Source organism: Nocardioides sediminis (assembly GCF_003047295.1).
Taxonomy (GTDB): domain Bacteria; phylum Actinomycetota; class Actinomycetes; order Propionibacteriales; family Nocardioidaceae; genus Nocardioides; species Nocardioides sediminis.
In genome coordinates this window covers 12,490-36,620 of sequence record NZ_PZYZ01000010.1, presented here as the reverse complement: position 1 = coordinate 36,620, position 24,131 = coordinate 12,490, and the positions used below count along the sequence as shown (strand labels likewise).

The following is a 24,131-nucleotide window of genomic DNA, read 5'->3' as shown; positions in this document are numbered from 1 at the left end:
GTGGTCACTGTAGGAGTTTGTGAACGGGAGAACAAACTCGGCGGAGGACCGCGGCTAGCACATGTGAGTATCCCCACCTCGACCGGGGTGAGTCGAGGGGTCAGCGACCGCGCAGGGCCGTCCTGAGCCGGTCGGGGTCGACGCGCCAGAAGTCGTGCTGGCGACCGTCGACGAGCGTCACCGGGATCTCCTCGCCGAAGCGGTCCAGGAGCGCCGGGTCGGCGTCGATGTCGACCTCGGTCCAGGACTCCCCGAGCTCGGAGCAGACCGCCTCGACGACGGCGCGGGCCTCGTCGCACAGGTGGCACCCCGCGCGCCCGTAGAGGGTGACCCGCGGGGCGGTGGGCTGCGGGGCGTCCGGGCCGGTCACTCGAGGAGCCCCAGGGCACGACGGCGCTCGAGGCCCCTCAGGCGGCCCTTCTGCACCTTGCCGGTCACCGTCAGGGGCAGCTCGTCGACCACCTCGATGCGGGTCGGCTGCTTGAAGCGCGCGAGGCGGGCGGCGGCATGCTCGGCGACCGCGGAGGCGAGCGCGTCACGACCGTCCGTGGCGTGCGCCGGGTCGGCCACCACGTAGGCGACCACGGCTTCGCCGGTGTCGGGGTCCTGGACGCCGATGACGGCCGCGTCCGCGACTCCCGGGACCTCGCGCAGCACCTCCTCGACCTCGGTCGGGTAGACGTTGAAGCCGCTCACGATGACCAGCTCCTTGACCCGGTCGACGAGGAACAGGTCGCCCGTCGGGTCCAGGAAGCCCACGTCCCCCGTGGACCACCAGCCCTCGGCGTCCGGACCGTCGGCGCCGTCGGGCCAGTAGCCGCTGAACAAGTTGTCGCCGCGCACCTGGATCTCCCCGGGGTCCTCCCCGGTCAGCACCCGTCCGGTCCCGTCGACCAGGCGCAGCTCGATGCCGGGCAGGGCCGCGCCGACGGAGCCGGCCTGCCAGGACTCGCTGCACAGGGTGCTGGTGACCACCGGCGCCGCCTCGGTCAGCCCGTAGCCCTGGTGGACCGGGATCGAGGTGGCCGCGGCGAAGGCCTCCACGACCTCCGGCGCCAGCGGGGCCGAGCCCGACAGCACCAAGCGCACCGGGCCGAGGCGCTCGGCCAGGTTGTCGAGCGGCAGCCAGTGGGCGAAGACCGGCGGGGCGACCGGGAGCACGCTGCACGCCTCGTCCTCGACCAGGTCCAGCACGGCCACGGGGTCCCACTCCTCGACGAGCAGCAGCTTGGCGCGGTGCCTCAGCACACCGCCGAGCACGGCGTTGAGGCCGTAGACGTGGAAGAGCGGCAGCACCCCGAGCACGACGTCGTCGCCGTGGATCATCGGCGGCTCGACGCGGGCGACCTGCTCGATGTTGGCCAGCAGCGCGCGGTGGGTGAGCATCGCGGCGCGCGGGCGGCCCGACGTACCGCTCGTGTAGAGGAGGGCGGCCAGCTTCTCCGGGTCCTGGAGCGGCGGCACCGGCCTCGACTCACCCGACACCAGGTCGTCGAAGCCGATCTCCCCGGGTCCGCGGTCCTCGCCGACGGCGACGACCCGGGGACGCACCGCGCGCGAGACCAGGTCTGCGTCCAGCAGGGACGCGTCCCCGTCGAGGGCGGCCTCCACGGTGGCCACCGCGGACCGCACGGCGGGCAGCGACCCGGCGTCGGCGACGACCAGCCGGGAGCCCGAGTCGGCGATCATGCGGGCCAGCTCGTCGGCGGTCGAGCGGGGGTTGACGGGGACGGAGACCGCCTGGGCCCGGAGCACCCCGAGGTGGCTCGTGACGAGCTCCAGCCGGTTGCCGACGGCGATCATGACGCGGTGACCGGCCAGGACGCCCATCCGGCCCAGCCCGGTGGCGCAGCGGGCCACGTCGGTCTCCAGCTCGCGCCAGGTCACGGCGCGCCCGCCGGACTCGACCACGGCGAGGCGGTCGGGCGAGGCATCGGCGGCCTCGGCGACCAGGTCCGCAAGGTCCGTCGACGACATGCATCGATACTTCCACACGGGCCCGCGGGTCTCACGTGTTCCTCCGGACCGTGGGGGCCGCCCGGACTACGCTGGGCGACGTGACGCCGCACGACCGCCACCCCCACGGCAGCCGCCGCCTCGACCTGCGACAGCGCTCGACCCTGGCCGGTGAGGCCGCGGCCGCCGCGGCCGAGGTGGAGACCGCCCTCGACACGCCCGCCGACCCCACCGCCGCGGCGTTCTTCGACGTCGACAACACGATCATGCAGGGCGCGAGCATCTTCCACCTCGCCCGCGGGCTGCACCGCCGCGAGTTCTTCACGACGCGCGAGATCCTGGGGGCCGCGTGGAAGCAGGCGTACTTCCGCGTCGTGGGCGTCGAGGACCCCGAGCACGTCGCCGAGGCGCGCAGCTCCGCGCTCGGGTTCATCGCCGGGCACACGGTGAGCGAGCTCGAGGCCCTCGGTGAGGAGATCTTCGACGAGGGCATGGCCCACCGCATCTGGCCGGGCACCCGCGCGATGGCGCAGATGCACCTCGACCAGGGGCAGCGGGTGTGGCTGGTCACCGCGGCGCCGATCGAGATCGCCCGCATCATCGCCAGGCGGCTCGGCCTGACCGGCGCGATGGGCACGGTCGCCGAGCACGTGGACGGCGTCTACACCGGCCGCCTCGTCGGCGACATGCTCCACGGGCCCGCCAAGGCGGAGGCCATCAAGGCGCTCGCCGCCCGCGAGGGGCTCGACCTGAGCCGCTGCTCGGCCTACTCCGACTCCGCCAACGACCTGCCGATGCTCTCCCTGGTCGGGGACGCCTGCGCCATCAACCCCGATGCCCGGCTCCGCTCCTACGCCCGGCAGCGCGGCTGGCGGGTCCGCGACTACCGGACCGGACGCAAGGCCGCCCGTGCCGGCCTCGTGGTGGCGGCCGCCGCCGGTGCGGTCAGCGGAGCCGTGGCTGCCGGCGCCACGGTGCGCGGCAGGCACCACCACTGACCCGCGCGGCCGGCCCCGCCCCGGAGGGATCGCCCGCAGACGGTTCACACCGACGACTCCGACACCTACTGTTGGGTAGATTCCGGCGGGGGCCGACTGGGGAGGGTCGTCAACGACGCCATGAGGGGTGACCACGACATCGAGCGCGGGCTCGACGCGCTGCGGCGCGCCGTCCTGCTCGTCCTCGGTGCGCCCGCGCCCCTCCCGGCCGAGGGCGTGCTCCTCGCCGAGGCGGACGCGTCCGTCGACCGCCCCACGCGACCCGGCGGCGACGGCCCCTCGGACCGCAACGCCTTCGGGGACGCCGAGCAGGCCACCTCCTCGGAGGAGGACGAGGCCGACCGGACTCGGCTGATCGCGCTGGTCGAGCTGGCCAGGGGCGGCGACAGCGAGGCGTTCGGACTCCTCTACGACCACTACCAGCCGTCGGTCTACCGCTTCCTCTACTACCGCACCCGTTCGGTGCCGCTGGCCGAGGACCTCACCTCGGAGACCTTCTTCCGTGCCCTGCGGAGCATGAACAGCTTCCGGTGGCAGGGGCGTGACTTCGGCGCCTGGCTGATGACAATCGCCCGCAACCTCACCACGGACCACTACAAGGCGGGCCGCACCCGGCTCGAGCTCACCACCGAGGACATGACCCTCCACGACGACGCCACCGACGGGCCCGAGGACGCCGTGCTGGAGGGCATCACCAACGAGCTCCTGCTGGCCGCCCTGTCCGAGCTGGCCACCGAGCAGCGCGAGTGCATCATCATGCGCTTCCTCCAGGGGATGAGCATCGCCGAGACGGCCCTCGCGCTGGGCCGCAGCGAGGGGGCCGTCAAGCAGCTCCAGCTCCGCGCGGTGCGCAACCTCGCCAAGCTCGTGCCGGAGGGGATCCGGGACTGATGACGACCCGTCTCGCGCTCCCGTCCGGACCCTGCGGGTTCGCTGCGTCACAGTGCGTAACCTCGCCGCCCGACCGGTCGTTCACCGGGGTGGAGGGGCAGCGCACCGCGGCCCGCGGCACCGAGGACGACAAGCAAGGACGGACAGGATGACTGTGCCTTTCTCGGCACGACGGCGTGCCGAGGAGTTCGACGCCCTGGTCTCCGGGACGGCCCTCGCGGGCCGTCACCGGGACGGTTCGACCGACCCCCGCCCGCCCCTCACCGAGCGTGACGCCGAGCGGTTCGCCGACCTGCTCGCCGTCGTCGACGACCTGCGTGCCGTCCCCGCCCCTGCTCCCCGGGCCGACTTCACCGCCTCGCTGCGCGAGCGCCTGCTGGCCGAGGCCGACACCGTCCTGGTCGCCCAGTCGACCCGGCGCCGCGAGGACGAGGCCCGGCTCACGCTGCCCGTGCGCCCGCGGAGCCGTGACCGGCGACTGGCGGCCCTGCTCGGGGGCGCGGCGCTGGTCGGGGCCACCACCTCGATGGCGGTCGCCGCCCAGACGGCCCTGCCCGGTGACTCCCTCTACCCCGTCAAGCGGGCCATCGAGGACGCCCGGACCGGGCTCTCCCCGACCGACGCCGACCGCGGTGAGCAGCTGCTCGACATGGCCAGCGGGCGCCTCGCGGAGGTCGACGAGCTCACCCGCGACGACTCCCCGACCCGTGACGCGGCGGTGGCCGACACCCTCACGACCTTCGAGCAGCAGGCGACCGAGGCCGCCGACCTCCTCCTCGACGCCTACGGCGAGTCCGGCGACGAGCAGCTGGTCCGCTCGCTGCGCACCTTCACCGCGACCGGTCTCGACCGCCTGGACCTGCTCGAGCCCGGCGTCCCCGACTCGGCCCGCGACGAGCTCGTCGCCGCCGGCAGCACCCTCGCCGAGCTCGACGCCCGCGCGGCCGCGGCCTGCCCGTCCTGCGGCGGGGGCGTCTCGACCCTGCCCCCGTTCCTGCTCACGGTCTCCGTGCCCGGCCGTGACGTCGGCACCGTGTTGCAGGAGTCGTCCGCCTCGATCGTCGACCGCGGCCGGTCCGGCGTGCAGGTGTCCGTCCCCTCCACCATCTCCGGCCAGGACGTCGGCGGCATCGTCGTCCCCGACCTCGACACCGCCCTGCCCACCTCCCCCGGCGGCGGGGACACCGGTGGCACGACGGGTGGTACGACGGATGGCGGCGGCTCCACGACCCCCACCCTGCCGGGCAAGGACGCCACCAAGCCCGTCAAGGAGACCGTGGACGACGTGACCAAGCTGCTGACCGGCGACGTCCCCGACCTCGTCGAGGAGGTGCCCGTCGTCGGGCCGGTCGCCGACCCCGTGGTGGACGGCGTGGTCGACGGGGCCGGCGACACGCTCGACCAGACCGGTGAGGTGCTGGAGGGGACCGGCGACTCGCTGCTCGACTGAGGGCAGCGCCCGCCTCAGCGGAAGACGCTGTCGCGCTCCCGGAGCAGGGTGTAGAGCGTCTGCTGGATCGTCTCGCGCACCTGGTCGGTCACGTCGAAGACCAGCATCGGGTCCTCGGCCTCCACCGCGTCGTACTCGTCGGTGCGGATCGGCTCCCCGAACTCGAGCAGCCACTTGGACGGCAGCGGCACCATGCCGAGCGGCCCCAGCCACGGGAAGAGCGGCGTGATCGGGATGTAGGGGACGCCCAGCAGGCGGGCCAGGCTCGGGATGTTGCCCACCAGCGGGTAGATCTCCTCGGCACCGACCACGGACAGCGGCACGATCGGCACGCCGGTGCGCAGCGCCGCGGAGACGAACCCGCCCCGCCCGAAGCGCTGGAGCTTGTAGCGCTCGCTGAACGGCTTGCCGATGCCCTTGAAGCCCTCGGGCCACACGCCGACCAGCTCTCCGCCCGAGAGCATCCGCTCGGCGTCCTCCGAGCAGGCGAGCGTGGCGCCGCTGCGGCGGGCCAGCGAGCTGACCACCGGCAGCTTGAAGACCAGGTCGGCGCCGAGGGGGCGCAGGAAGCGGCCGGTCGCGTCGTGCACCGCGACCATGGTCATCAGGCCGTCGACCGGCACCGTGCCGGAGTGGTTGGACACGACGAGCGCGCCCCCGGTGGCGGGGATGTTGTCGACGCCGCGGACCTCGACGCGGAACCACTTCTGCGCGATCGGTCGCAGGGCGGCCATCAGGAACCGCTCGGTGACCTCCGGGTCGAAGCCGTACTCGTCGACCGTGTAGTCGCCGGTGAGCCGTCGCCGCATGAAGGCCATCAGCTCGGCGAGCCGGCGCTCCCACTCGTCGCCGAACAGCTCGACGGCGGCGTGCTGGAAGGCCTCGAGCCAGTCCGTCACCGGGATGCCGGCCAGCGGGTGGCGCTCCTCGGTCCTGGCGGCGGGACGTGCGCCCGTGGCGTCCCCCGACGCGGGCGCGGGCGTCGGGCCCTGCGCCCCGGGGGCCGCCGGCCCGGTCGCCCTCACCGGGCGCGGGACGGAGCCCTTGCGGGACTGGGGGGCCAGGTTGCGGGCGGCGGCGGACGGCCGCTGCCGACCCGTGCCACGACCGGGACGACCCGACGTACCGATGGGGACGACGTCGGCGCCCTCGTCGCGGGGCCGCCGGGACTCAGCCACGGCGCGCCTCCGACGGGACGCCCGCCAGGGCGGGGCCGGCCGGGCCGTGCGGGCCCCGGGGAGAGACGCCGAGGGAGACGCCGAAGTCCGCGAAGGCGGACGCGGTCGTGAAGCGCGGCTCGAAGCCGAGCTCGGCGCGCATCCGCGTCGTGTCCACCCCCCGACCGTAGGTCAGGAAGCCGAGCTGCTCGGGCGAGAAGTCCGCCATCCGGGCCTGGCGCAGCGCGGACCCGAGCCGGCCCACCGCGACGGCGGGCAGGGCGACGGAGGGCTTGCCGAGGCGGCGGACCGCCTGGGAGAGCATCAGGATCCCGTCGCCGGCGACGTTGTAGGTGCCGGGCGGGCCGGCGACCGCGGCGTGCCGCAGGACCGCGAGCAGGTCCTCCTCGTGGAGGAACTGCAGGCGCGGGTCGAAGCCCAGGATCCGGGGGATGACCGGGAGCCGGAAGTAGCTGGTGATCGGGCTGCTCACGTGCGGACCGATCACGTTGGCCGCGCGGATCATGGTCACGGCCACGTCGGGACGACGGCGCGCGAAGCCGCGGACGTAGCCCTCGACCTCGTAGACGTCCTTGGCGTAGCCCGAGGAGGGCAGCCGCTTGGGACCCATCTCCTCGGTGAACATGGCGGGGTCGCGCGAGCTCGCCCCGTAGACCGTGGTGGTGGACTTGACCACCACCCGCTCGACACCGGGCGCCTTCTGGCATGCAGCGAGCAGCTGCATGGTGCCCATGACGTTGAGCTCCTTCATGGTGTTGCGGCCCCCGGCCGAGCCGGGGGTCGCGATCACACTCATGTGGACGACGGTGTCGACGTCCTCCTTGGCCAGGACCTTGGCGATGACCGGCGTCCGGATGTCGGCGCGGACGAAGGAGACCTCGCCGATGTCACCGCGGGGCGGCACGACGTCGACGCCGACGACCCGGTCGATGGACGGGTCGCTGGCGGCCGCGCGCGCGAAACGGCGGGCGATGTCCCGGGAGATCCCCGTGACCAGCACGACCCGTCCCATGACCGAACGCCCCCCGGCCAGGACCTACTTGCCGAGCTTGCGACGCTGGACGCGCGTCTTCTTGAGCAGCTTGCGGTGCTTCTTCTTGGCCATGCGCTTGCGCCGCTTCTTGATGACAGAACCCACAGGGAAACCTTTCACGTGCGTCGCACGAGCACTCCTGCTACGTGCGGCGCGCAGGCAGGTGGCCCGCGCGTCCGTCACAGCCTACTTGCCGGACCGGACGGTGAGGAATCGTGTGGTGCGGCTCGCCCCTAGCCCGCGTCGTAGAAGCTCTTGCGCAGGTAGTCGTTGACGTCGTCCTCGGTCACGCGGAACGAGCGTCCGACGCGCACGGCGGGCAGCTCCCCGCCGTGGACGAGGCGGTAGACGGTCATCTTCGAGACACGCATCCTGGCGGCGACCTCCGCGATCGTCAGGAAGACGACGTCGGACATGTCACCGTTCGATGTGGGGGCCATGGTGCACCGATCCTTCTGTACGTCACGGCACCGGCTTCCCCGCCGGTGTCACAATCGTGGCGCTCTCGCCGACAATAGGGCCTGTGTGACCCGTGGGGAAGAGGGTCACTCCTGAAACTTGTGGGACGTACGGCGTGTCGGGTTGATCTTGACCTTCGACTCCCTCGTCAGGGGTACGGATCCAGCCCGTGCAGCGGGAACACCTCGGTCCTCGTGGCCATGATCGCGCGGTCCAGCCAGGTCTCCGGGTCGTAGCCGTCCGCCCAGTCCCGGTAGGCCGGGGTGCGCCCGTCGGTCATCCGGAAGGGCGGCGTGCGGTCGAGCAGCTCGGTGACGTGGGCCCGCCACCCGGGCGGCGTGGGGGTGTCGGGGGGAAGCGGGTGTCCCCCGACGATCGCGAGCAGGTGCGTCCACGCACGCGGCACCACGTCGACCAGCGCGTAGCCACCGCCACCGGTCACGACCCACCGGCCCTCGGTGACCTCGTGGGCCAGCTCGTGCAGCGCGAGGTAGGCCGCACGCTGGCCGTCCACGCTCAGCATGAGGTGCGCGAGCGGGTCCTCCATGTGGGAGTCGCAGCCGTGCTGGGTCACCAGGATCTCCGGCTCCCAGGCGCGCAGCACCGGCGGCACGACGGCGTGGAATGCCCGTAGCCAGCCGGCGTCGGCGGTGCCCGGCGGGAGCGCGACGTTGACCGCGGTGCCTTCCGCCCCCGGCCCGCCGCTGTCCCCCGGGAAGCCCGTGCCGGGGAAGAGCATCTGGCCGGTCTCGTGCAGGGAGATCGTCAGCACCCGCGGGTCGTCGTAGAAGATCCGCTCCACCCCGTCGCCGTGGTGGACGTCGACGTCCACGTAGGCGATGCGCTCGTGGCCCTGGTCGAGCAGCGACTGGATGCCCACCGCGATGTCGTTGTAGATGCAGAAGCCCGAGGACCGGTCGGCCATCGCGTGGTGGAGACCGCCGGCGATGCTCGCGCTGTGCAGCGAGTCGCCGCTGGCGACCTGCCGGAAGGCCTCGACCGTCGCGCCGACCACGTGGGCCGCCGCCTTGTGCATGTCCTGGAAGACCGGGTCGTCGTCGGTGCCGAGCCCGTGCCCGGGGTCCTCGCCACCCTCGGTGCCGCAGCGCGTGACCGCCTCGATGAGGCTGCGCTCGTGGACGGTGGCGATCAGGTCGTCGTCGGCGACGGGAGCCTCGACCATCCGCAGGCGGTCCAGCACCCCGAGCTCCTCGGCGAGGCGCATCGTCAGGTCCACGCGCAGCGGGGACATCGGGTGCCCGGGGCCGAAGTCGTACTCCACCAGGGTCTTGTCGAAGACGACGGACGCAGGGCCGGGGCACTCCATGTGACCGACGCTACCCGCAACCCGCCGTGCCGGCGGTAGCCACGGCGGGGAGCCAGACACCGGGTGCAACACTCGAGGCATGGACCGCATCGGCACCCGCAGCACCGGCCTCGACCTGGACTACCCGCAGTCCCTGGCCGTCTACGACACCTACGAGGAGGCGCAGCGCGCCGTCGACCACCTCTCCGACCAGGAGTTCCCGGTCGAGAACCTCCTGATCGTCGGCACCGACCTCAAGCGCATCGAGCGGGTGACCGGGCGGCTCACGTGGGGCCGGGTCGCGCTCGCGGGTGCGGTGTCGGGCCTCTGGTTCGGTGTCTTCGTCGGCCTCGTCGTCGCCCTGTGGGTCGAGGACGACCTGCTCGGCGTGCTGCTGTCGACGGCCGCCTTCGGCGCGCTGTTCGGCCTCGTGTGGGGCCTGACGGGGTACGCCGCGACCCGCGGGCGCCGCGACTTCAGCTCGGTGACCGCGGTGGTCGCCACCCGCTACGAGGTGCTCGTGGAGCACAAGCACCGCGAGGCGGCGCGCGCCATCCTGGCGGCCACCCCCGGCCTGCTGCCCGACCCGCACGCCGCGGGCTGACGCACACCGCGGGCAGTTCGCCGCACCGCAAGCCGTCCGCACGCTCAGCACACGGGGCAAGGAGCCGAACTGCCCGAAGCGTGCGGGCTCAGGAGCCCTCGGCGAGCTCCCGGGACCGGTCACGGGCGGCCTCCATGGCGGCGAGGAACGCGGCGCGCACCTTGTGCACCTCGAGCTCGCGGAGCGCGGAGGCGGTGGTCCCGGCGGGCGAGGTGACCTGCTCGCGCAGCACCACCGGGTGGGTGCCCGTCTCGCGCAGCATGGTCGCCGACCCGTAGAGCGTCTGGATGACCAGCTCGGTGGCGGTGGCCCGGGGCAGGCCGAGGTGGACGCCCGCCTCGATCATGGACTCCACCACGAAGAAGATGTAGGCCGGGCCCGAGCCGCTGATCGCGGTGACCGCGTCCTGCTGGCGCTCGGGGACGCGGACCACGCGCCCGGTGGAGGCCAGCAGCGCCTCGGCCTCGGCGAGGTGGGTCTCGTCGCAGTGCGAGCCCGGCGAGATCGCCGCCATGCCCTCGTCGACCAGCGCCGGCGTGTTGGGCATGACGCGGACGACCGCGACCCCCTCGGGCACCCGGGACTCGATGAAGGCGGTGGTGATGCCGGCCGCCAGGCTGACCAGCAGCTGACCGGGCCGCAGCTCCCCGGCGATCTCGTCGAGGACGACCGCCATGTCCTGCGGCTTGACGACCAGCGCGACCGTGTCGGCCGTGCGGGCCGCCTCCGCGTTGGTGACGACCGCGACGCCGTACTGCTCCTCGAGCTCCTTGGCCCGCTCGGGCCGCTTCTCCCCGACCAGCAGGTTGTCGACGCGACGGCCGGCGCGGACGAGCCCGGACAGCAGGGTCTCCCCCATCACCCCGGCCCCGATGATCGCGGTCTGGGACATGGCGACCTACTTCTTGGAGATGAGCGAGCGGAGGAAGAAGGACAGGTTCTGCGGGCGCTCGGCGAGGCGGCGCATCAGGTAGCCGTACCACTCCTGGCCGTAGGGGATGTAGACGCGCACCGTCTCGCCGGACTCGGCGAGGCGCTTCTGCTCCTCGGGACGGATGCCGTAGAGCATCTGGAACTCGTAGGTGCCCGGCTGGCGGCCGTAGCGGCTGGCCAGCGAGGAGGCGATCTGGACCATGCGCGGGTCGTGGCTGGCGATCATCGGGTAGCCCTGCCCGGCCAGCAGCACCTTGAGACAGCGGACGTAGGACTTGTCGATGTCGAGCTTGTCCTGGAAGGCGACGGTCTCGGGCTCGTGGTAGGCGCCCTTGCACAGACGCACGCGCGACCCCTCGTAGGCCAGCGCCCGGCAGTCGGCCTCGGTGCGGTGCAGCATGGCCTGCAGCACGGCGCCGGTCTCGGGGAAGTCCTTGCGCAGCTCGTGCAGGATCGACAGCGTCGAGTCGGTGGTGGTGTGGTCCTCCATGTCCAGGGTGACCGTGGTGCCGGCGTTGCGGGCCGCGCGGCAGATCTCGCGGGCGTTCTCCAGGGCGACCTTCTCGCCGTTCTCCGGCAGCGCCTGCCCGACCGCGCTGAGCTTGACGCTGACCTCGGCCCGGGCGGCGAGCCCGCGTCGCGCCAGCTCCGCCAGGACCTCCTTGTAGGCCGCGACCGTGGCGTCGGCCTGGGCGATGTCGAGGGTGTCCTCGCCCAGGAAGTCCAGGGTGACGTACAGCCCGTCCTCGACCAGCTCGGCGGTGGCCGTGACGGCGGCGTCGGTGGTCTCACCGGGGACGTAGCTGGTGACGATGCCCGACGAGACGGGCATGGTGCTGACGAGCTTCTTGACCTGGTCGCTCTTGGCGAGCAGCAGGATCGGCTGGCGGAGCAGTGACATGCCGCACAGGCTACGCCGCGCCGGCCGGACCCACCTGCACAGGACCTCCACACCGCCTGCACCACTCCCGCCGTCCCCGCGCCCTACCGTCGGTGGCAGTCGCACCAGCACCTCGAGGAGGACCTCCATGACGCCACGCACGCACCGCCTGCTCGGCCTGGCGGTCGCCACCGGCGCCACCCTGGTGCTGCTCTTCGGGATCGGGGCGCTGGGCATCGTGGGGTCCGGCGGGCCGCCGGACCTGCTGTACGTCGGCGCGCTGGTCGTCGGCCTGCTGGTCGCCGCGGCCGGCCGGTTCCAGGCTCCGGCCCTGGCGCGGGGGCTCGGGACCACGGCCGCGCTGATGCTGGTCGCCGGGGTCGTCGCGGTGGCCGCCGGGCTCCAGGAGGACGGCTCGGTGGTCGACGTGCTGGCGCTGAGCGCGATGTTCGCCGGGCTGTACGGCGCCGCGGCCTGGCTGCTGGGCCGCGCGTCGGGCTCGTCGCACCCGGGAGCGCCGGCGGGCTGAGCCCCTCAGGCCGTGCGCCGCCGCAGGGTCGCCGCGCCGAGCGCCAGGCCGGCGACCGCGAAGCCGAGCACGACGCCGACGTCGCGCCACACGCTCGCCTGGTTTGCGGCCCCGACCAGCTCCTGCATGGCGTCCACGGCGTAGGAGAGGGGGAGGACGTCGGAGACCGCCGACAGCAGGGACGGCAGGGCGTCCCGGGGGACGAAGAGGCCGCACAGCAGCAGCTGCGGGATGACGAACGCAGGCATGAACTGGACCGCCTGGAACTCGGTGTCGGCGAAGGCGCTGACCAGCAGCCCGAGAGCGGTGCCGAGCACGGCGTCGACGACGGCCACGACCCCGAGGAGCCACACCGGCCCGTTGACGTCGAGCCCGAGCAGGCCGACGCTCACCGTCACCGCGAGGGCGGACTGGACGGCGGCGAGCAGGCCGAAGGCCAGGGCGTAGCCGAGCAGGAAGTCGAGCTTGCCCATCGGCATCGACAGCAGCCGCTCGAGCGTGCCGCTCCCGCGCTCGCGCAGGGTCGTCACGCTGGTCACGAGGAACATGACCGTGAAGGGGAAGATCGCCAGCAGGGCCGGGCCGAAGCCGTCGAACGCGTCTCCCGGGAGGTCCTCGAACATCCACCACAGCAGGCTCATCAACAGGCACGGGAGCACCAGCAGCATCGCCAGCGTGCGGTGGTCCCGCCGGACCTGGGTCAGGACGCGGCCCGCGACGGCCAGCGTCACCCGGGGACTCATGCCGCGGCCTCGACGATCCGCAGGAAGGCCGCCTCGATGTCCGGGGCACTGCCGCGGATCTCGGCGGGCGTGCCGTCGGCGATGATCCGGCCCTCGCGCATCAGCAGCAGCCGGTCGCAGCGGTCGGCCTCGTCCATCACGTGGCTGGACACGAGGACCGCCTTGCCGCGGTCGGCCAGCCGGTGGAAGAGCCTCCACAGGTCGCGCCTGAGCACCGGGTCGAGCCCGACGGTGGGCTCGTCCAGCACGAGCACGTCCGGGTCGCCCAGCAGCGCGACGGCGAGGCTGGCCCGGCTCCGCTGCCCCCCGCTGAGGCTGCCCACCACCTGGTCACGACGGTCGGTCAGGTCCACGGCGGCGATCGCCTCGTCGACCTCGTCGCCCTTGACGCCGAGCACCCGGGCGAAGAAGCGGAGGTTCTCGGCGACGGAGAGGTCGTCGTACACGCTCACGTCCTGGGTGACGTAGCCGACCCGGTCGCGGAGCCGCCGGTCCCCGGCGGGGAGGCCGAGCACCTCGACGGTGCCGGACCGGACCCGCTGCACACCGACGACGGAGCGCAGCATCGTGGACTTGCCGCAGCCGCTCGGGCCCAGCAGGCCGGTGACGCCGGCGGCGACCTCCAAGGTGAGCCCCGGGAGCACCTCGCGACCGCCACGCACGACGACGAGGTCGCGGATGTCGATGACGTTATTCATCATGTGTTGAATTGTGCTCCCGCTCGCCCTCGGGCGCAAGGACTCAGTCGGGTATCTCCCCGGTGAGGTAGCGCTGGAGCGTCGGTCCGTACGTCGCGACGACCTGCTCGCTGGTGAGCGAGGCGACCGGCTCGATCCTCATCACGTAGCGCATCAGGATCAGCCCCATCACCTGGCTGGCGACCAGGGCCATCCGGTGCTGGGGCCGGTCGATGCCCAGCGCGATGCCGACCGGCTCGATCACCACCGGCAGGAACCCCTCGCTGAGCAGCCGGTGCGTGGCCGGGTCCATGACGGCACGGGCCACCGCGAGCAGGGCCGGCTGCACCTGCGGGTCGTCCCAGACCGACAGGAAGGCCCGCAGGAAGCGCTCGGCGGCCTCCTCGACCGGGCCCTCCACTACGGGCTCGATCACCCGGCGGGGGTCCACGGGCAGCTCCATGGCCGCGAGGAAGAGGTCGTCCTTGGTGCCGAAGTAGTGGTGCACCAGCGCCGGGTCGACGCCGGCGTCGGCGGCGACCGCACGGATCGTCGTACCGCCGAAGCCCTTGGCCGCGAAGGACGCGCGGGCCGCGCCGAGCACGGCGGCACGGGTGTCCGGGGCGCCCGGGCGGCGGCCGCGGGAGGGGCGGGTCATGCGACGGAGGGTACGACGCCCGCCCGACGCGGTCAGCGCGCCGGGACCGCGAAGTGCTCGCGGGCGAACTCCAGCGACTCCCGCAGGTCGGCCTCGCGCTCCGCGCGGGTGGAGCAGCGGCGGGTGTTGATCTCCAGCACGATGTGGCCGGCGAAGTCGCGGCCGGCCAGATGGGTGAGGAACTCCTCCGCGCGCATGCCCCCGCGACCGGGTACCAGGTGCTCGTCCTTGGCCGAGCCGCTGCCGTCGGTGAGGTGCACGTGCCGCAGCCGGTCGCCGAGCCGCTCGGCCATCGCGACCACGTCGCTGCGGGCGATGGCGGCGTGCGAGAGGTCGATGGTGGTGTTGGCGTACTCCTGGTCGCTGGGGTCCCAGCCGGGGAGGTACATCTCCATGCCCCGGCGCGACGAGGCCCTCCACGGGTACATGTTCTCGACGGCGAAGGCGATGCCGGTCGACTCCTCCAGGGCGGCGATCCCGTCGACGAAGCCGGCGGCGTACTCCTTCTGCCAGCGGAACGGCGGGTGCACCACGACGACGTCGGCACCGACGGCGACCGCCAGCTCCGCGGAGCGCTCGAGCTTGCCCCACGGCTCGGTGCCCCAGACCCGCTGGGTCCAGAGCAGGCACGGCGAGTGGATCGCGCAGATCGGCATCTCGTGGTGCTCGGAGAGCTGCTGGAGCGCGGCGGTCTGCTGCGAGAGCGAGTCGACGCCCACCATCACCTCGACGGCGTCGTAGCCCAGCTGGGCGGCCCACGCGAAGGCGTGGGCGGTCGACTCGGGGTAGACCGAGGCCGTGGAGAGCGCGACGAGGGTCACGGCGCGCCGTTCCGGATCGTGGGCCGGGTGGGCGGCCGGGTCACGACGGACAGCTGGTCGAGGCGCTCGAGGATGACGCCCTCGCGCAGCGCCCACGGGCAGATCTCGAGGGCCTCGAGGCCGAAGATGTCCATGCACGCCTCGGCGACCAGGGCACCCGGGACGATCTGGTGCGTGCGGCTCGGGGACACGCCGGGCAGGGCGGCCAGCTCGTCCGGGCCGAGGGCGATGAGCTTGGGGATCCACTGCGAGAGGGTGGCGAGCTCGAGGCTGCGCGGCACGAGCGGGCCGTCGCCGCTGGGGGCCGCGCCGCAGATGCGGGCCAGCGAGCGGAACGTCTTGGACGTCGCGGCCGCGCGGTCGGGGGCGCCGGGACGCATCAGGTGGCCGGCGTCGCGGGCGATGTCGGCGCGGATCTGGCGGCGCAGCCTGCGGATCGCCTCGTCGTCGGGGCGGGCGCCACCGAACCAGTCGCGCGCGAGGCGCGCCGCGCCGAGGGGCATCGACCAGGCCACGTCGGGAGCCTCGTCGGAGCCGCCGGCGACCTCCAGCGAGCCGCCGCCGATGTCGAAGACCGCCAGCCGGCCGGCCGACCAGCCGAACCAGCGGCGTACGGCGAGGAAGGTCAGCCGCGCCTCGTCCTCACCGGACAGGACGGAGAGGTCGACGTCGGTGACGTCGTTGACGTGCGCCAGCACCTCGTCGGAGTTGACCGCGTCGCGCACCGCGGAGGTGGCGAAGCCGAGCATCTCCTCGCAGCCCTTGTCCTCGGCGACGGTGAGGGCCTCCTCGCAGAACCGCGTCAGGGCGTCGATCCCCGCCTGCGAGACCGCACCGTTCTCGTCGAGGTGCTCGGCAAGGCGCAGCGGCTGCTTGTGCGAGAACGCCGGCAGCGGGGCCGCTCCCCCGTGCGCGTCCACCACGAGCAGGTGACCCGTGTTGGAGCCGATGTCGAGGACGCCCAGGCGCATGGGCCCAAACTACTAGGCTTGCCCAGTGCCCGAAGTCGACCTGGTGTTTCCCCGTGCGTTCGTCGAGTTCGTCGACCCGGCCGACGAGGAGCAGGTCTTCCGCTGCGACCTCACCTGGCTGACGTCGGGCTACACCTGCATCTTCGGCCAGGGCTGCCGGGGCATCTACGCCGACTCCCCCGACGTCGGCTGCTGCACCCTGGGCGCCCACTTCAGCGACGCCGACGACGAGCAGCGCGTCGCGTCGTACGTCGCGCAGCTCACGCCGGAGCAGTGGCAGTTCCACCCGCAGCGCACCGTGCTCACCGAGGGCTGGGCGGAGGCGGACGACGAGGGCGAGCGCAAGACGATCGCCGTGGAGTACGACGGCCAGTCGGCGTGCGTCTTCCACAACCGCGCCGACTTCCCCTCGGGTGCCGGCTGCGCCCTCCACGGGCTGGCGCTCGAGCAGGGCCGCAACCCGCTCGAGACCAAGCCGGACGTCTGCTGGCAGCTGCCGATCCGGCGCACGTTCCGCACCGTGGAGCGCCAGGACGGGACGTCGTACACCGAGGTGTCGATCGGGGAGTACGACCGGCGCGGCTGGGGGCCGGGCGGGCACGACCTCGACTGGTACTGCTCGGGCAACACCGAGGCCCACGTCGCCCCGGAGCCGGTCTACGTCACCCACGAGCCCGAGCTGACCGAGCTGATGGGCGAGGCCGCGTACGCCGAGCTGGTGCGGCACTGCGACGCGCACGTGCGCTCCCGGTCGGCCCTCGCGCTGCATCCCGCCGACCCGCGCTGACCCTCGACTCACCGGGTCGAGATCCCTCGACGTCAAGACAACCTGACCCCGATGTAGCACCCCGAAGGGTGCGAGCACACAATGCTCGCATGCGCCTGGACCATCTTTCGTTCGCAGCCGGACCGGATGGACTTGCCAGCACCGCCCAGCGCATCGGGGGCCAGCTCGGCAAGGACTTCATCGACGGCGGAGTGCACCCGCGCTTCGGGACCCGCAACATGATCATGCCGCTGGACGGCCGCACCTACATCGAGATCGTCGAGGTGCTGGACCACCCTGCGAGCGACAAGGCCCCCTTCGGGCAGGCCGTCCGTGCCCGTTCCGCCCTCGGTGGCGGCTGGCTCGGCTGGGTGGTGGCGGTCGACGACATCACCGCTGTCGAGACCCGGCTGGGCCGCGAGTCGGTCAAGGGCAACCGCCACCTGCCCAACGGCGAGGAGCTGCTCTGGCGCCAGATCGGCGTCCACGGCCTGCTCTCCGACCCGCAGCTCCCCTTCTTCATCCAGTGGGAGTCGCCGGCTGAGATGCACCCGAGCAACGCCGCCGACAGCAGCTTCTCGCTGGTCGCGCTCGAGATCGCCGGTGACCCGCAGCGGGTCAGCGAGTGGCTCGGCGAGACCGTCGAGGCGCCGCTGGAGGACATCAAGGTCGAGTGGGTCGCCCCCAACGGCACGCCGGGCATCATCGCCGTCCAGGTCCAGACGCCCTCCGGGCTCGTCCGACTCTGACCAGACCTCCTCGGCGCGACGGGGCCACCCCGAGCCCGAACATCTGGCACCACCCGGAGACCTACGAGCTCGAGAACCGCGCCGCGGACCCGCACGGCCGCATCGACGCCGCCATGAGGTCGATCGCGCCCTGGGACGACCGGGTCTTCCTCGACGTCGGCTGCGGGACCGGCTTCCACCTCCCGCGCTGGGCCGAGCGCGCGCGGGCGGTCGTGGGCGTCGAGCCGCACGGGTCCCTCGCGGCGCTGGCGCGGCGTCGTACGAGGAGGCTCGCGAACGTCGAGGTGCTCCAAGGCACCGCGCAGGCCGTCCCGCTCCCCGACGCGTCGGTGGACGTCGTGCAGGCCCGGTGGGCCTACTTCTTCGGGCCCGGCTGCGAGCCGGGGCTGGCCGAGCTGGACCGGGTCGTACGCCGCGGCGGCACCGCGTTCGTCATCGACAACGACGCCACCCGCTCGACGTTCGGGGCGTGGTTCCGCCTCGGCTACCCGACGGTCGACCCGGACGAGGTCGAGAGGTTCTGGTCCCAGCGCGGCTGGACCCGCGTGCCGATCGACATGGGCTGGTCCTTCGCCTCCCGCGCCGACCTCGAGGCGGTGGTGCGGATCGAGCTCACGCCGGAGGTCGCGGACCGGGTGCTGGCGACGCACGAGGGCACCGAGGTCGACTACGCGGTCAACCTGTGGTGGCGGGAGTACTGAGCCTCGTCCTCACGCAGGGACGTCGGCCTCGGGCCGGGCCGATGACTCGCGCACGACCAGGGTCGGCGTGAGGAGGACGCCGTCCTCGGGGGTCGGCTGGTGCGACAGCAGGCTCTGCAGCGCCCGGACGATCTCGACCGCGACGTCCTCGAGGGGCTGGCGCACCGAGGTCAGGCCCACGGGGTAGACCTGCGCGACCTGGGAGTCGTCGAAGCCGACCACCGCGATGTCGCGGCCCGGCGCGAGCTGGCGGAGCCACAGGGTGTGCAGGACGCCCATGGCGAGGGTGTCCGAGGCGCACACGAAGGCGGTCGGCGCCGACTCGTCGAGCAGCACGGCCGCCGCCTCGCCGCCGGACTGCACGGTGTCCTCGACCCGGCTGGCGAGGCCGGTGGTGGACAGGCCGTGCTCGTGCATGGTGGTGAGCCAGCCGGAGCGGCGGTCCTCGCCGATGGGCGAGTCCTTGCGCCAGCCGATCCAGGCGATGCGGGTGTGGCCCTGCTCGACGAGGTGCTCGGTCGCGAGCCGGGTGCCGGCGGCCCCGTCGACGTCGACCCAGGGGTGACGGGCGCTCGCGCGGTCCCAGGGACGACCGAACGCCACGAACGGGGCCCGCTGGGCGGCGAGCCACGCGGCCTGCGGGTTGCCGAGGTAGGTGTCGGTGACGACGAAGGCGTCGACGGCCGTGGACCGGAGCAGGTTGTCGTAGCCGGCCACCGGGTCCTCGTCGTCGCCGGTGAACAGCAGCACGTGGTGCCCGGCCAGCGCGGAGGTCTCCACCAGCGTGTGGACGAAGCGGTCCATCATCGCGTTGGCGGTGCCCTCCTGGACCGGGGAGACCCGCAGGCCTATCAGCTGGGAGGTGCGGGTCCGCAGGTTGCGGGCCGCACGGTTGGGCGAGTAGCCCATCTCCTCGATCGCCTGGCGGACCCGCTCGAGGGTCCCCGGGCGCAGCAGGTCGGGGTTGTTGACGGCGTTGGACACCGTCTGGCGGCTCACCCCGGCGCGCTCGGCCACGTCCGCCAGCGTCGGCGGCGACACCGGCAGGTGCGCACCCAGCCGGGACTCCGGTCGCGACATCTCGGTCCCCCTTGATCGTTCCAAGCACCGGCAGCATAACCGCGTCGTCGGTGCTCTCGCCTACGGTGCCGACCATGAGCAGACAGCGTGCCGCCTACCGGTGTTCGGAGTGCGGCTGGGAGACCGGCAAGTGGGTGGGCCGGTGCGGCGAGTGCCAGGCCTGGGGATCGGTCGCCGAGGCGGCCGCGCCGACCGTCCGGGCGGCGGCCACGCCGGTGACCAGCCCGGCGGTCCCCATCGGCCAGGTGTCGGTCGAGGACTCCACGTTCCGGACCTCCGGGGTGCCCGAGCTCGACCGCGTGCTGGGCGGCGGGCTGGTGCCCGGCGCGGCCATCCTCCTGGCCGGTGAGCCCGGCGTCGGCAAGAGCACCCTGCTGCTCGAGGTCGCCGCCCAGACCGCCCGGGTGCGCACCCGGACGCTCTACGTGACCGGTGAGGAGTCCGCCTCCCAGGTGCGGCTGCGCGCCGACCGCACGGGCGGCGTCCACGACGAGCTCTACCTCGCGGCCGAGACCGACCTCGGCGCGGTGCTCAGCCACATCGAGCAGGTGCGACCCACCCTGCTCGTGATCGACTCGATCCAGACCATCGCGGCCTCGGGCGTCGAGGGCGTGCCGGGCGGCGTCACCCAGGTCAAGGAGGTCGCCGCCGCCCTCGTGCGGGTGGCCAAGACCCGCAACATCACCACGGTCATCGTCGGCCACGTCACCAAGGACGGCTCGATCGCCGGTCCCCGGGTGCTCGAGCACCTCGTCGACGTGGTGCTCAACTTCGAGGGCGACCGCAACTCCCGCTTCCGCATGGTCCGGGCGATGAAGAACCGGTTCGGCCCCGTCGACGAGGTCGGCTGCTTCGACCTCGCCGCCGGTGGCATCACCGCCGTCACCGACCCCACCGGGCTCTTCGTCGAGCACCACAGCCAGCAGGTGCCCGGGACCTGCGTGGCGGTGACGATGGAGGGGCGGCGCCCGCTGCTCGCGGAGGTGCAGGCGCTCGTCACCGCCTCCCCGCTCGAGCGCCCGCGGCGTACGACGTCGGGCGTCGACTCCTCCCGGGTCGCGATGATCCTGGCCGTGCTCCAGCAGCACGCCGGCATCCGGCTGCACGCCTCCGACGTGTTCGCCTCGACCGTGGGCGGCGCGCGGCTCACCGAGCCGGCCACCGACCTGGCGATCGCCGTCTCGGTCGCCAGCGCCACCAACGGGATCGCCCCGCCCAAGGGGGTCGTGGCGATGGGCGAGATCGGGCTCGCCGGCGAGCTGCGCCGGGTGCGCGACCTGCCCCAGCGTCTGGCCGAGGCCGCCCGGCTCGGGTTCGAGGTGGCCGTGGTGCCGCGGGAGCCCGGAGCGTCCGACCGGCCCGACCGGGGCACCCCGCAGATGGTCGACGGGCTGCGCGTGATCGCCGAGGGCACGGTGTGGGGCGCCCTGCGCACCCTGCGCGTGACGAACGACGACCGGCCCCGCCTGCGTCCCCTAGACTGAGCGCCGCGACGCCCGGCGTCGTACCCGTCAGAGAGGACCACCGTGCCCGAGCGTTCGGACGACGTGCTGCGCCTGCGCGCCACCCTGGCGATGATCGCACCCGGCACCGCCCTGCGCGACGGCCTCGAGCGCATCCTCCGCGGCCGCACGGGCGCCCTCATCGTGCTGGGCCAGGACAAGATGGTCGAGTCGCTCGCCACCGGCGGCTTCACCCTCGACGTGCCGTTCACCGCCACCGGGCTGCGCGAGCTGGCCAAGATGGACGGCGCGATCATCGTCGACCGCGACGTCACCCGGATCTCGCGGGCCGCCGTGCACCTGATGCCCGACCAGTCGATCCCTTCCGAGGAGACGGGCACCCGGCACCGCACCGCCGAGCGCGTGGCCAAGCAGACCGGTCACCCGGTGATCTCGGTGTCGCAGTCGATGCAGATCATCGCGGCCTACGTCGGCGACATCCGCCACGTGCTCGAGGACTCCGGCCAGATCCTCTCCCGCGCCAACCAGGCGCTGGCGACGCTCGAGCGCTACAAGCTCCGCCTCGACGAGGTCTCGGCGACGCTGTCGGCGCTGGAGATCGAGGACCTGGTGACCGTGCGCGACGTGACCGTGGTGGCCCAGCGCCTCGAGATGGTCACCCGCATCGCCCGCGAGATCGAGGACTACGTGCTCGAGCTCGGCACCGACGGCCGGCTGCTGTCCCTGCAGCTCGAGGAGCTCATCACCGGCGTGGACGCCGAGCGCGAGCTGGTCGTCCGCGACTACCTGCCTGCGGGCAAGCGGCGCAAGGTCGAGGCGTCGGTCATCCTGGCCGACCTGTCGGCCCTCTCCCCCGCCGAGCTGGTCGATCCCGGCGCCGTCGCCGCGGTCCTCGGGCTCGGCACCGGGGAGCACCTCGACGGCGCGGTCGCCCCGCGCGGCTACCGGCTGCTGGCCAAGGTCCCCCGCCTGCCCGGCTCGGTGGTCGACCGGCTCGTCGAGCACTTCGGCGGCCTCCAGCAGCTGCTCTCCGCCGGGATCGACGACCTCCAGACCGTCGAGGGCGTCGGGGAGCTCCGGGCCCGGAGCGTGCGCGAGGGACTCTCGCGGCTCGCGGAGTCCAGCATCACCGAGCGCTACATCTGAGCCACGCGGTCGTGCGCGCCCGCGCGCACCGCGTGGGCGCGGTCAGATGGAGCACGCTCCGCGACCGAGGCACGAGGTCGGCCGCGTGGTTGGCGCGTGTTCCAGTGGGTTCGCGCGCACTGCAGCGTGGCCGAACCCACGGAATCACCGGGCGCCCGGTGATTCCACGTCCACGTCAGCCCTCGGAGTTGCCCGTGCCGTCCTCGCCGGGCTGGTGCGAGCTGTCCTGCTGCCTCTTCCTGCCCTTCTGGGGCTTGGGCGTCACCGTCTTGGTGATCACCTCGCTGGACGGGCGCACCAGCTCGAACTGCACGTCGGTCGGTTCGCCGGCCAGGGCGGCGGCCTCCACGTGGTAGTAGCCCGGCAGCGCCCACTCGGTGAGCGAGGAGCAGTCCTCGTCCGAGCGGCGGGCGTTCCAGGTGATGACGACCGGGGCGTCGACCGCCTGCCGCACCACCACCTCCTGGGGAACGATGGCCGCCGGGCACTCGCGGCTCGACCAGATGGAGTCGTTGCCCGAGGTGATGCTGACCGTCAGGGTCTCCGGCGACACCGTCCACGTGCACGCCTCGGTGACCCGGGTGCGCAGGTTGAGCGTGATCGGGACGTCGCTACCGCCCGGCGCCTCGGTGATGGTGGGGGTGGCGACGATGTCGCCGTTCTCGCACGTCCCGCTCGGCTCGGCGAGCGGCGGCTCGGTGGGGGTCTGCTTCTTCTTGCGCTTCGGCGCCTCGGTCGACCCCTCGGTCGGCGTGGCGGCCGGGTCCTCCGTCGCGGCCGTCTCCCCCGGGGTGGTGCTCTCGGTGGGGGTCGTTCCCGTCGTCGCGCCGGCGGTGGTCGCCTGGGGGTCCTCGTCGGAGGACGCATCGCTCGACCCCCCGAGGAGGCGGGCCAGGCCGGCCACGAGCAGCACGGCCACCCCGAGCACCACGAGACGGCGGAACCAGTAGACCCGGGCGGGCAGGGGACCACGCGGTGCCATCGGCGGAGCGGGACGCGAGGACGGCATGGCCCCGACCCTAGGAGCCGGGCGGGCACGGCAGCGGGAGCCACACCGGGCCACCGTCGGATCCGTGCGTACGATCACCGCGATGAGCGAGCTGCACGAGCCGATCCTGGACTGGTACGACGCCCACGCGCGCGACCTGCCCTGGCGTCGGCCCGACGCGTCGGCGTGGTCCGTGCTCGTCTCCGAGCTCATGCTCCAGCAGACCCCGGTCGCGCGGGTGCTCCCGGTCCACGACGCATGGCTCGAGCGGTGGCCCACCCCCGCCGACCTGGCGGGCGAGGCCACCGGCGAGGCGGTCCGGATGTGGGGGCGGCTCGGCTACCCGCGGCGGGCGCTGCGCCTGCACGCCGCCGCCGTGGCCATCGTGGAGCGGCACGACGGCGAGGTGCCCGAGTCGTACGACGACCTGATCGCGCTGCCCGGGGTGGGCGACTACACCGCCGCGGCGGTGGCCAGCTTCGCCTTCGGACGACGCCACGTCGTGCTGGACACCAACGTGCGCCGGGTCCTGGCCCGGGTCGCCTCGGGTGCCGAGCTCCCGCCGGCGTCCGTGACCCGCGCCGAGCGCGACCTGGCCACCACGCTGCTGCCCGACGACGAGGCGACCGCCGCCACTTGGGCGGTGGCGGTGATGGAGCTCGGCGCGCTCGTCTGCACGGCCCGCGACCCGCGGTGCGGGGCCTGCCCGGTCGCCGACCGGTGCGCGTGGCAGGCGGCCGGCCGTCCGGCGTACGACGGTCCTCCGCGGCGCGGGCAGGCCTGGGCCGGCACCGACCGCCAGTGCCGCGGTCGCATCATGGCCGTGCTGCGCGAGGCCGACGGCACGGTCCGGCCTGCCGCGATCGAGGCGGTCTGGCCCGGGGCGGAGCAGCGGGAGCGCTGCCTGGCCGGGCTGGTCGAGGACGGCCTCGTCGCCGTCGTCGACGGCGGCTACGCACTCCCGGGGTAGTCCGTCCACCGCGTCCACCCCTGACCCGGGTAGTTGGGGACGATCTCGTAGGAGAAGTCGCCGATCCACCGACGATTTCGTCCCAAACTACCCAGCGAGGGGCGAGGGCCCGGGACGCCCCGGACGTGCGAGGAGCCCCCGGCGCGAGTGCGCCGGGGGCTCCTCGGTGGTGCTGGTCGTG

Annotated in this window: 27 protein-coding genes; 11 read left to right on the top strand and 16 right to left on the bottom strand. The window is 73.3% G+C overall.

Translation table 11 applies throughout. The annotated features are described in order from the left end of the window. Positions 1-100: 100 nt before the first annotated feature. On the bottom strand, positions 101-370 hold the full coding sequence (locus DAI17_RS19115; protein WP_107774828.1) for a glutaredoxin family protein: 270 nt from the start codon (positions 368-370) through the stop codon (positions 101-103). Then, complete coding sequence (locus tag DAI17_RS19110; RefSeq protein WP_107774827.1) at positions 367-1,977, bottom strand: class I adenylate-forming enzyme family protein; 1,611 nt, start codon at positions 1,975-1,977, stop codon at positions 367-369. Before DAI17_RS19110 ends, DAI17_RS19115 begins: the two co-directional genes overlap by 4 nt. 80 nt (positions 1,978-2,057) lie before the next feature. Between DAI17_RS19110 and DAI17_RS19105 the strand changes: the two genes are divergently transcribed. From DAI17_RS19105 to DAI17_RS19095, 3 genes are all read left to right on the top strand, one after another. Beyond that, positions 2,058-2,954: an HAD family hydrolase gene (locus DAI17_RS19105; RefSeq protein ID WP_107774873.1), complete on the top strand. Its 897-nt coding sequence runs from the start codon at positions 2,058-2,060 to the stop codon at positions 2,952-2,954. Positions 2,955-3,074: 120 nt separating this feature from the next. Next, positions 3,075-3,845 carry a sigma-70 family RNA polymerase sigma factor gene (locus DAI17_RS19100; protein WP_199905219.1) on the top strand — a complete coding sequence of 257 codons (771 nt, stop codon included), beginning with the start codon at positions 3,075-3,077 and terminating at the stop codon, positions 3,843-3,845. Between the two features lie 148 nt (positions 3,846-3,993). Then, on the top strand, positions 3,994-5,295 hold the full coding sequence (locus DAI17_RS19095; RefSeq protein ID WP_159081646.1) for a DUF5667 domain-containing protein: 1,302 nt from the start codon (positions 3,994-3,996) through the stop codon (positions 5,293-5,295). A 14-nt stretch (positions 5,296-5,309) separates the two neighbouring features. On the opposite strand, the gene DAI17_RS19090 is transcribed toward DAI17_RS19095, so the two are convergent. From DAI17_RS19090 to DAI17_RS19070, 5 genes are all read right to left on the bottom strand, one after another. Continuing rightward, on the bottom strand, positions 5,310-6,473 hold the full coding sequence (locus DAI17_RS19090) for a lysophospholipid acyltransferase family protein (RefSeq protein WP_199905218.1): 1,164 nt from the start codon (positions 6,471-6,473) through the stop codon (positions 5,310-5,312). After that, positions 6,466-7,485 (bottom strand): NAD-dependent epimerase/dehydratase family protein, encoded by a 1,020-nt coding sequence (locus DAI17_RS19085; RefSeq protein WP_107774825.1) that lies wholly within the window; start codon positions 7,483-7,485, stop codon positions 6,466-6,468. The genes DAI17_RS19090 and DAI17_RS19085 overlap by 8 nt, the downstream gene beginning before the upstream one ends. A 24-nt stretch (positions 7,486-7,509) precedes the next feature. Next, entirely contained in the window at positions 7,510-7,611 is a 102-nt protein-coding gene (locus DAI17_RS19080; protein WP_008356322.1) for a 30S ribosomal protein bS22, read from the bottom strand. Positions 7,612-7,739: 128 nt separating this feature from the next. Continuing rightward, a complete protein-coding gene (locus DAI17_RS19075; protein WP_107774824.1) occupies positions 7,740-7,946 on the bottom strand; it encodes a helix-turn-helix domain-containing protein in 207 nt (68 codons plus the stop codon). Between the two features lie 167 nt (positions 7,947-8,113). After that, positions 8,114-9,292 (bottom strand): acetoin utilization protein AcuC, encoded by a 1,179-nt coding sequence (locus DAI17_RS19070; protein WP_107774823.1) that lies wholly within the window; start codon positions 9,290-9,292, stop codon positions 8,114-8,116. Positions 9,293-9,371: 79 nt separating this feature from the next. Here DAI17_RS19070 and DAI17_RS19065 point away from each other — a divergent pair, with 79 nt between their 5' ends. Next, positions 9,372-9,875, top strand: a complete 504-nt coding sequence (locus DAI17_RS19065; protein WP_107774822.1) for a general stress protein — start codon at positions 9,372-9,374, stop codon at positions 9,873-9,875. 88 nt (positions 9,876-9,963) lie between these two features. On the opposite strand, the gene proC is transcribed toward DAI17_RS19065, so the two are convergent. Together proC and DAI17_RS19055 are read right to left on the bottom strand one after the other, a co-directional pair. Next, a complete protein-coding gene (gene proC / locus DAI17_RS19060) occupies positions 9,964-10,767 on the bottom strand; it encodes a pyrroline-5-carboxylate reductase (RefSeq protein WP_107774821.1) in 804 nt (267 codons plus the stop codon). Positions 10,768-10,773: 6 nt separating this feature from the next. Beyond that, a complete protein-coding gene (locus DAI17_RS19055; protein ID WP_234412604.1) occupies positions 10,774-11,709 on the bottom strand; it encodes a proline dehydrogenase family protein in 936 nt (311 codons plus the stop codon). Between the two features lie 127 nt (positions 11,710-11,836). On the opposite strand from DAI17_RS19055, the gene DAI17_RS19050 reads away from it, so the two are divergent. Further along, on the top strand, positions 11,837-12,217 hold the full coding sequence (locus tag DAI17_RS19050) for a hypothetical protein (protein ID WP_107774820.1): 381 nt from the start codon (positions 11,837-11,839) through the stop codon (positions 12,215-12,217). Between the two features lie 5 nt (positions 12,218-12,222). Here the strand turns inward: DAI17_RS19050 and DAI17_RS19045 are convergent, their stop codons facing one another. Genes DAI17_RS19045 through DAI17_RS19025 form a run of 5 tightly spaced genes read right to left on the bottom strand, consistent with a single transcriptional unit; the run spans position 12,223 to position 16,087 of the window. Then, entirely contained in the window at positions 12,223-12,960 is a 738-nt protein-coding gene (locus DAI17_RS19045) for an ABC transporter permease (RefSeq protein ID WP_107774819.1), read from the bottom strand. Further along, on the bottom strand, positions 12,957-13,661 hold the full coding sequence (locus DAI17_RS19040) for an ABC transporter ATP-binding protein (RefSeq protein WP_199905217.1): 705 nt from the start codon (positions 13,659-13,661) through the stop codon (positions 12,957-12,959). Before DAI17_RS19040 ends, DAI17_RS19045 begins: the two co-directional genes overlap by 4 nt. A gap of 40 nt (positions 13,662-13,701) precedes the next feature. Then, entirely contained in the window at positions 13,702-14,295 is a 594-nt protein-coding gene (locus DAI17_RS19035; RefSeq protein WP_107774818.1) for a TetR/AcrR family transcriptional regulator, read from the bottom strand. 32 nt (positions 14,296-14,327) lie between these two features. Continuing rightward, positions 14,328-15,116, bottom strand: a complete 789-nt coding sequence (locus DAI17_RS19030) for a sugar phosphate isomerase/epimerase family protein (RefSeq protein WP_107774817.1) — start codon at positions 15,114-15,116, stop codon at positions 14,328-14,330. Beyond that, positions 15,113-16,087 (bottom strand): Ppx/GppA phosphatase family protein, encoded by a 975-nt coding sequence (locus DAI17_RS19025; RefSeq protein ID WP_107774816.1) that lies wholly within the window; start codon positions 16,085-16,087, stop codon positions 15,113-15,115. The genes DAI17_RS19030 and DAI17_RS19025 overlap by 4 nt, the downstream gene beginning before the upstream one ends. A gap of 25 nt (positions 16,088-16,112) precedes the next feature. Here DAI17_RS19025 and DAI17_RS19020 point away from each other — a divergent pair, with 25 nt between their 5' ends. The 3 genes from DAI17_RS19020 to DAI17_RS19010 all read left to right on the top strand — a co-directional run bounded on the left by DAI17_RS19020 (position 16,113) and on the right by DAI17_RS19010 (position 18,303). Beyond that, a complete protein-coding gene (locus DAI17_RS19020; RefSeq protein WP_107774815.1) occupies positions 16,113-16,874 on the top strand; it encodes a hypothetical protein in 762 nt (253 codons plus the stop codon). Between the two features lie 89 nt (positions 16,875-16,963). Further along, positions 16,964-17,602: a VOC family protein gene (locus DAI17_RS19015; RefSeq protein WP_107774814.1), complete on the top strand. Its 639-nt coding sequence runs from the start codon at positions 16,964-16,966 to the stop codon at positions 17,600-17,602. Between the two features lie 113 nt (positions 17,603-17,715). Further along, a complete protein-coding gene (locus tag DAI17_RS19010; RefSeq protein ID WP_234412603.1) occupies positions 17,716-18,303 on the top strand; it encodes a class I SAM-dependent methyltransferase in 588 nt (195 codons plus the stop codon). Positions 18,304-18,312: 9 nt separating this feature from the next. On the opposite strand, the gene DAI17_RS19005 is transcribed toward DAI17_RS19010, so the two are convergent. After that, a complete protein-coding gene (locus tag DAI17_RS19005) occupies positions 18,313-19,383 on the bottom strand; it encodes a LacI family DNA-binding transcriptional regulator (RefSeq protein WP_107774813.1) in 1,071 nt (356 codons plus the stop codon). Positions 19,384-19,457: 74 nt separating this feature from the next. Here DAI17_RS19005 and radA point away from each other — a divergent pair, with 74 nt between their 5' ends. Both radA and disA read left to right on the top strand, forming a co-directional pair. Then, a complete protein-coding gene (gene radA / locus DAI17_RS19000) occupies positions 19,458-20,867 on the top strand; it encodes a DNA repair protein RadA (protein ID WP_107774812.1) in 1,410 nt (469 codons plus the stop codon). A gap of 42 nt (positions 20,868-20,909) precedes the next feature. Continuing rightward, on the top strand, positions 20,910-21,992 hold the full coding sequence (gene disA, locus DAI17_RS18995) for a DNA integrity scanning diadenylate cyclase DisA (RefSeq protein WP_107774811.1): 1,083 nt from the start codon (positions 20,910-20,912) through the stop codon (positions 21,990-21,992). Between the two features lie 175 nt (positions 21,993-22,167). On the opposite strand, the gene DAI17_RS18990 is transcribed toward disA, so the two are convergent. Next, positions 22,168-23,001: a hypothetical protein gene (locus tag DAI17_RS18990; RefSeq protein ID WP_159081645.1), complete on the bottom strand. Its 834-nt coding sequence runs from the start codon at positions 22,999-23,001 to the stop codon at positions 22,168-22,170. Between the two features lie 82 nt (positions 23,002-23,083). Between DAI17_RS18990 and DAI17_RS18985 the strand changes: the two genes are divergently transcribed. Next, complete coding sequence (locus DAI17_RS18985) at positions 23,084-23,950, top strand: HhH-GPD family protein (RefSeq protein WP_107774868.1); 867 nt, start codon at positions 23,084-23,086, stop codon at positions 23,948-23,950. Positions 23,951-24,131 lie beyond the last annotated feature (181 nt).

Bases quoted from the DNA above. Each gene is read 5' to 3' on its own strand.
- DAI17_RS19050 (WP_107774820.1), top strand. From the start codon at position 11,837: ATGACGCCACGCACGCACCGCCTGCTCGGCCTGGCGGTCGCCACCGGC.
- DAI17_RS19035 (WP_107774818.1), bottom strand. From the start codon at position 14,295: ATGACCCGCCCCTCCCGCGGCCGCCGCCCGGGCGCCCCGGACACCCGT.
- DAI17_RS19100 (WP_199905219.1), top strand. From the start codon at position 3,075: ATGAGGGGTGACCACGACATCGAGCGCGGGCTCGACGCGCTGCGGCGC.
- DAI17_RS19055 (WP_234412604.1), bottom strand. From the start codon at position 11,709: ATGTCACTGCTCCGCCAGCCGATCCTGCTGCTCGCCAAGAGCGACCAG.
- DAI17_RS19065 (WP_107774822.1), top strand. From the start codon at position 9,372: ATGGACCGCATCGGCACCCGCAGCACCGGCCTCGACCTGGACTACCCG.
- DAI17_RS19070 (WP_107774823.1), bottom strand. From the start codon at position 9,292: ATGGAGTGCCCCGGCCCTGCGTCCGTCGTCTTCGACAAGACCCTGGTG.
- DAI17_RS18990 (WP_159081645.1), bottom strand. From the start codon at position 23,001: ATGCCGTCCTCGCGTCCCGCTCCGCCGATGGCACCGCGTGGTCCCCTG.
- radA (WP_107774812.1), top strand. From the start codon at position 19,458: ATGAGCAGACAGCGTGCCGCCTACCGGTGTTCGGAGTGCGGCTGGGAG.
- DAI17_RS19010 (WP_234412603.1), top strand. From the start codon at position 17,716: ATGAGGTCGATCGCGCCCTGGGACGACCGGGTCTTCCTCGACGTCGGC.
- DAI17_RS19025 (WP_107774816.1), bottom strand. From the start codon at position 16,087: ATGCGCCTGGGCGTCCTCGACATCGGCTCCAACACGGGTCACCTGCTC.
- DAI17_RS19045 (WP_107774819.1), bottom strand. From the start codon at position 12,960: ATGAGTCCCCGGGTGACGCTGGCCGTCGCGGGCCGCGTCCTGACCCAG.
- DAI17_RS19095 (WP_159081646.1), top strand. From the start codon at position 3,994: ATGACTGTGCCTTTCTCGGCACGACGGCGTGCCGAGGAGTTCGACGCC.
- DAI17_RS19015 (WP_107774814.1), top strand. From the start codon at position 16,964: ATGCGCCTGGACCATCTTTCGTTCGCAGCCGGACCGGATGGACTTGCC.
- proC (WP_107774821.1), bottom strand. From the start codon at position 10,767: ATGTCCCAGACCGCGATCATCGGGGCCGGGGTGATGGGGGAGACCCTG.
- DAI17_RS19110 (WP_107774827.1), bottom strand. From the start codon at position 1,977: ATGTCGTCGACGGACCTTGCGGACCTGGTCGCCGAGGCCGCCGATGCC.
- DAI17_RS19005 (WP_107774813.1), bottom strand. From the start codon at position 19,383: ATGTCGCGACCGGAGTCCCGGCTGGGTGCGCACCTGCCGGTGTCGCCG.
- DAI17_RS19040 (WP_199905217.1), bottom strand. From the start codon at position 13,661: ATGATGAATAACGTCATCGACATCCGCGACCTCGTCGTCGTGCGTGGC.
- DAI17_RS19085 (WP_107774825.1), bottom strand. From the start codon at position 7,485: ATGGGACGGGTCGTGCTGGTCACGGGGATCTCCCGGGACATCGCCCGC.
- DAI17_RS18985 (WP_107774868.1), top strand. From the start codon at position 23,084: ATGAGCGAGCTGCACGAGCCGATCCTGGACTGGTACGACGCCCACGCG.
- DAI17_RS19075 (WP_107774824.1), bottom strand. From the start codon at position 7,946: ATGGCCCCCACATCGAACGGTGACATGTCCGACGTCGTCTTCCTGACG.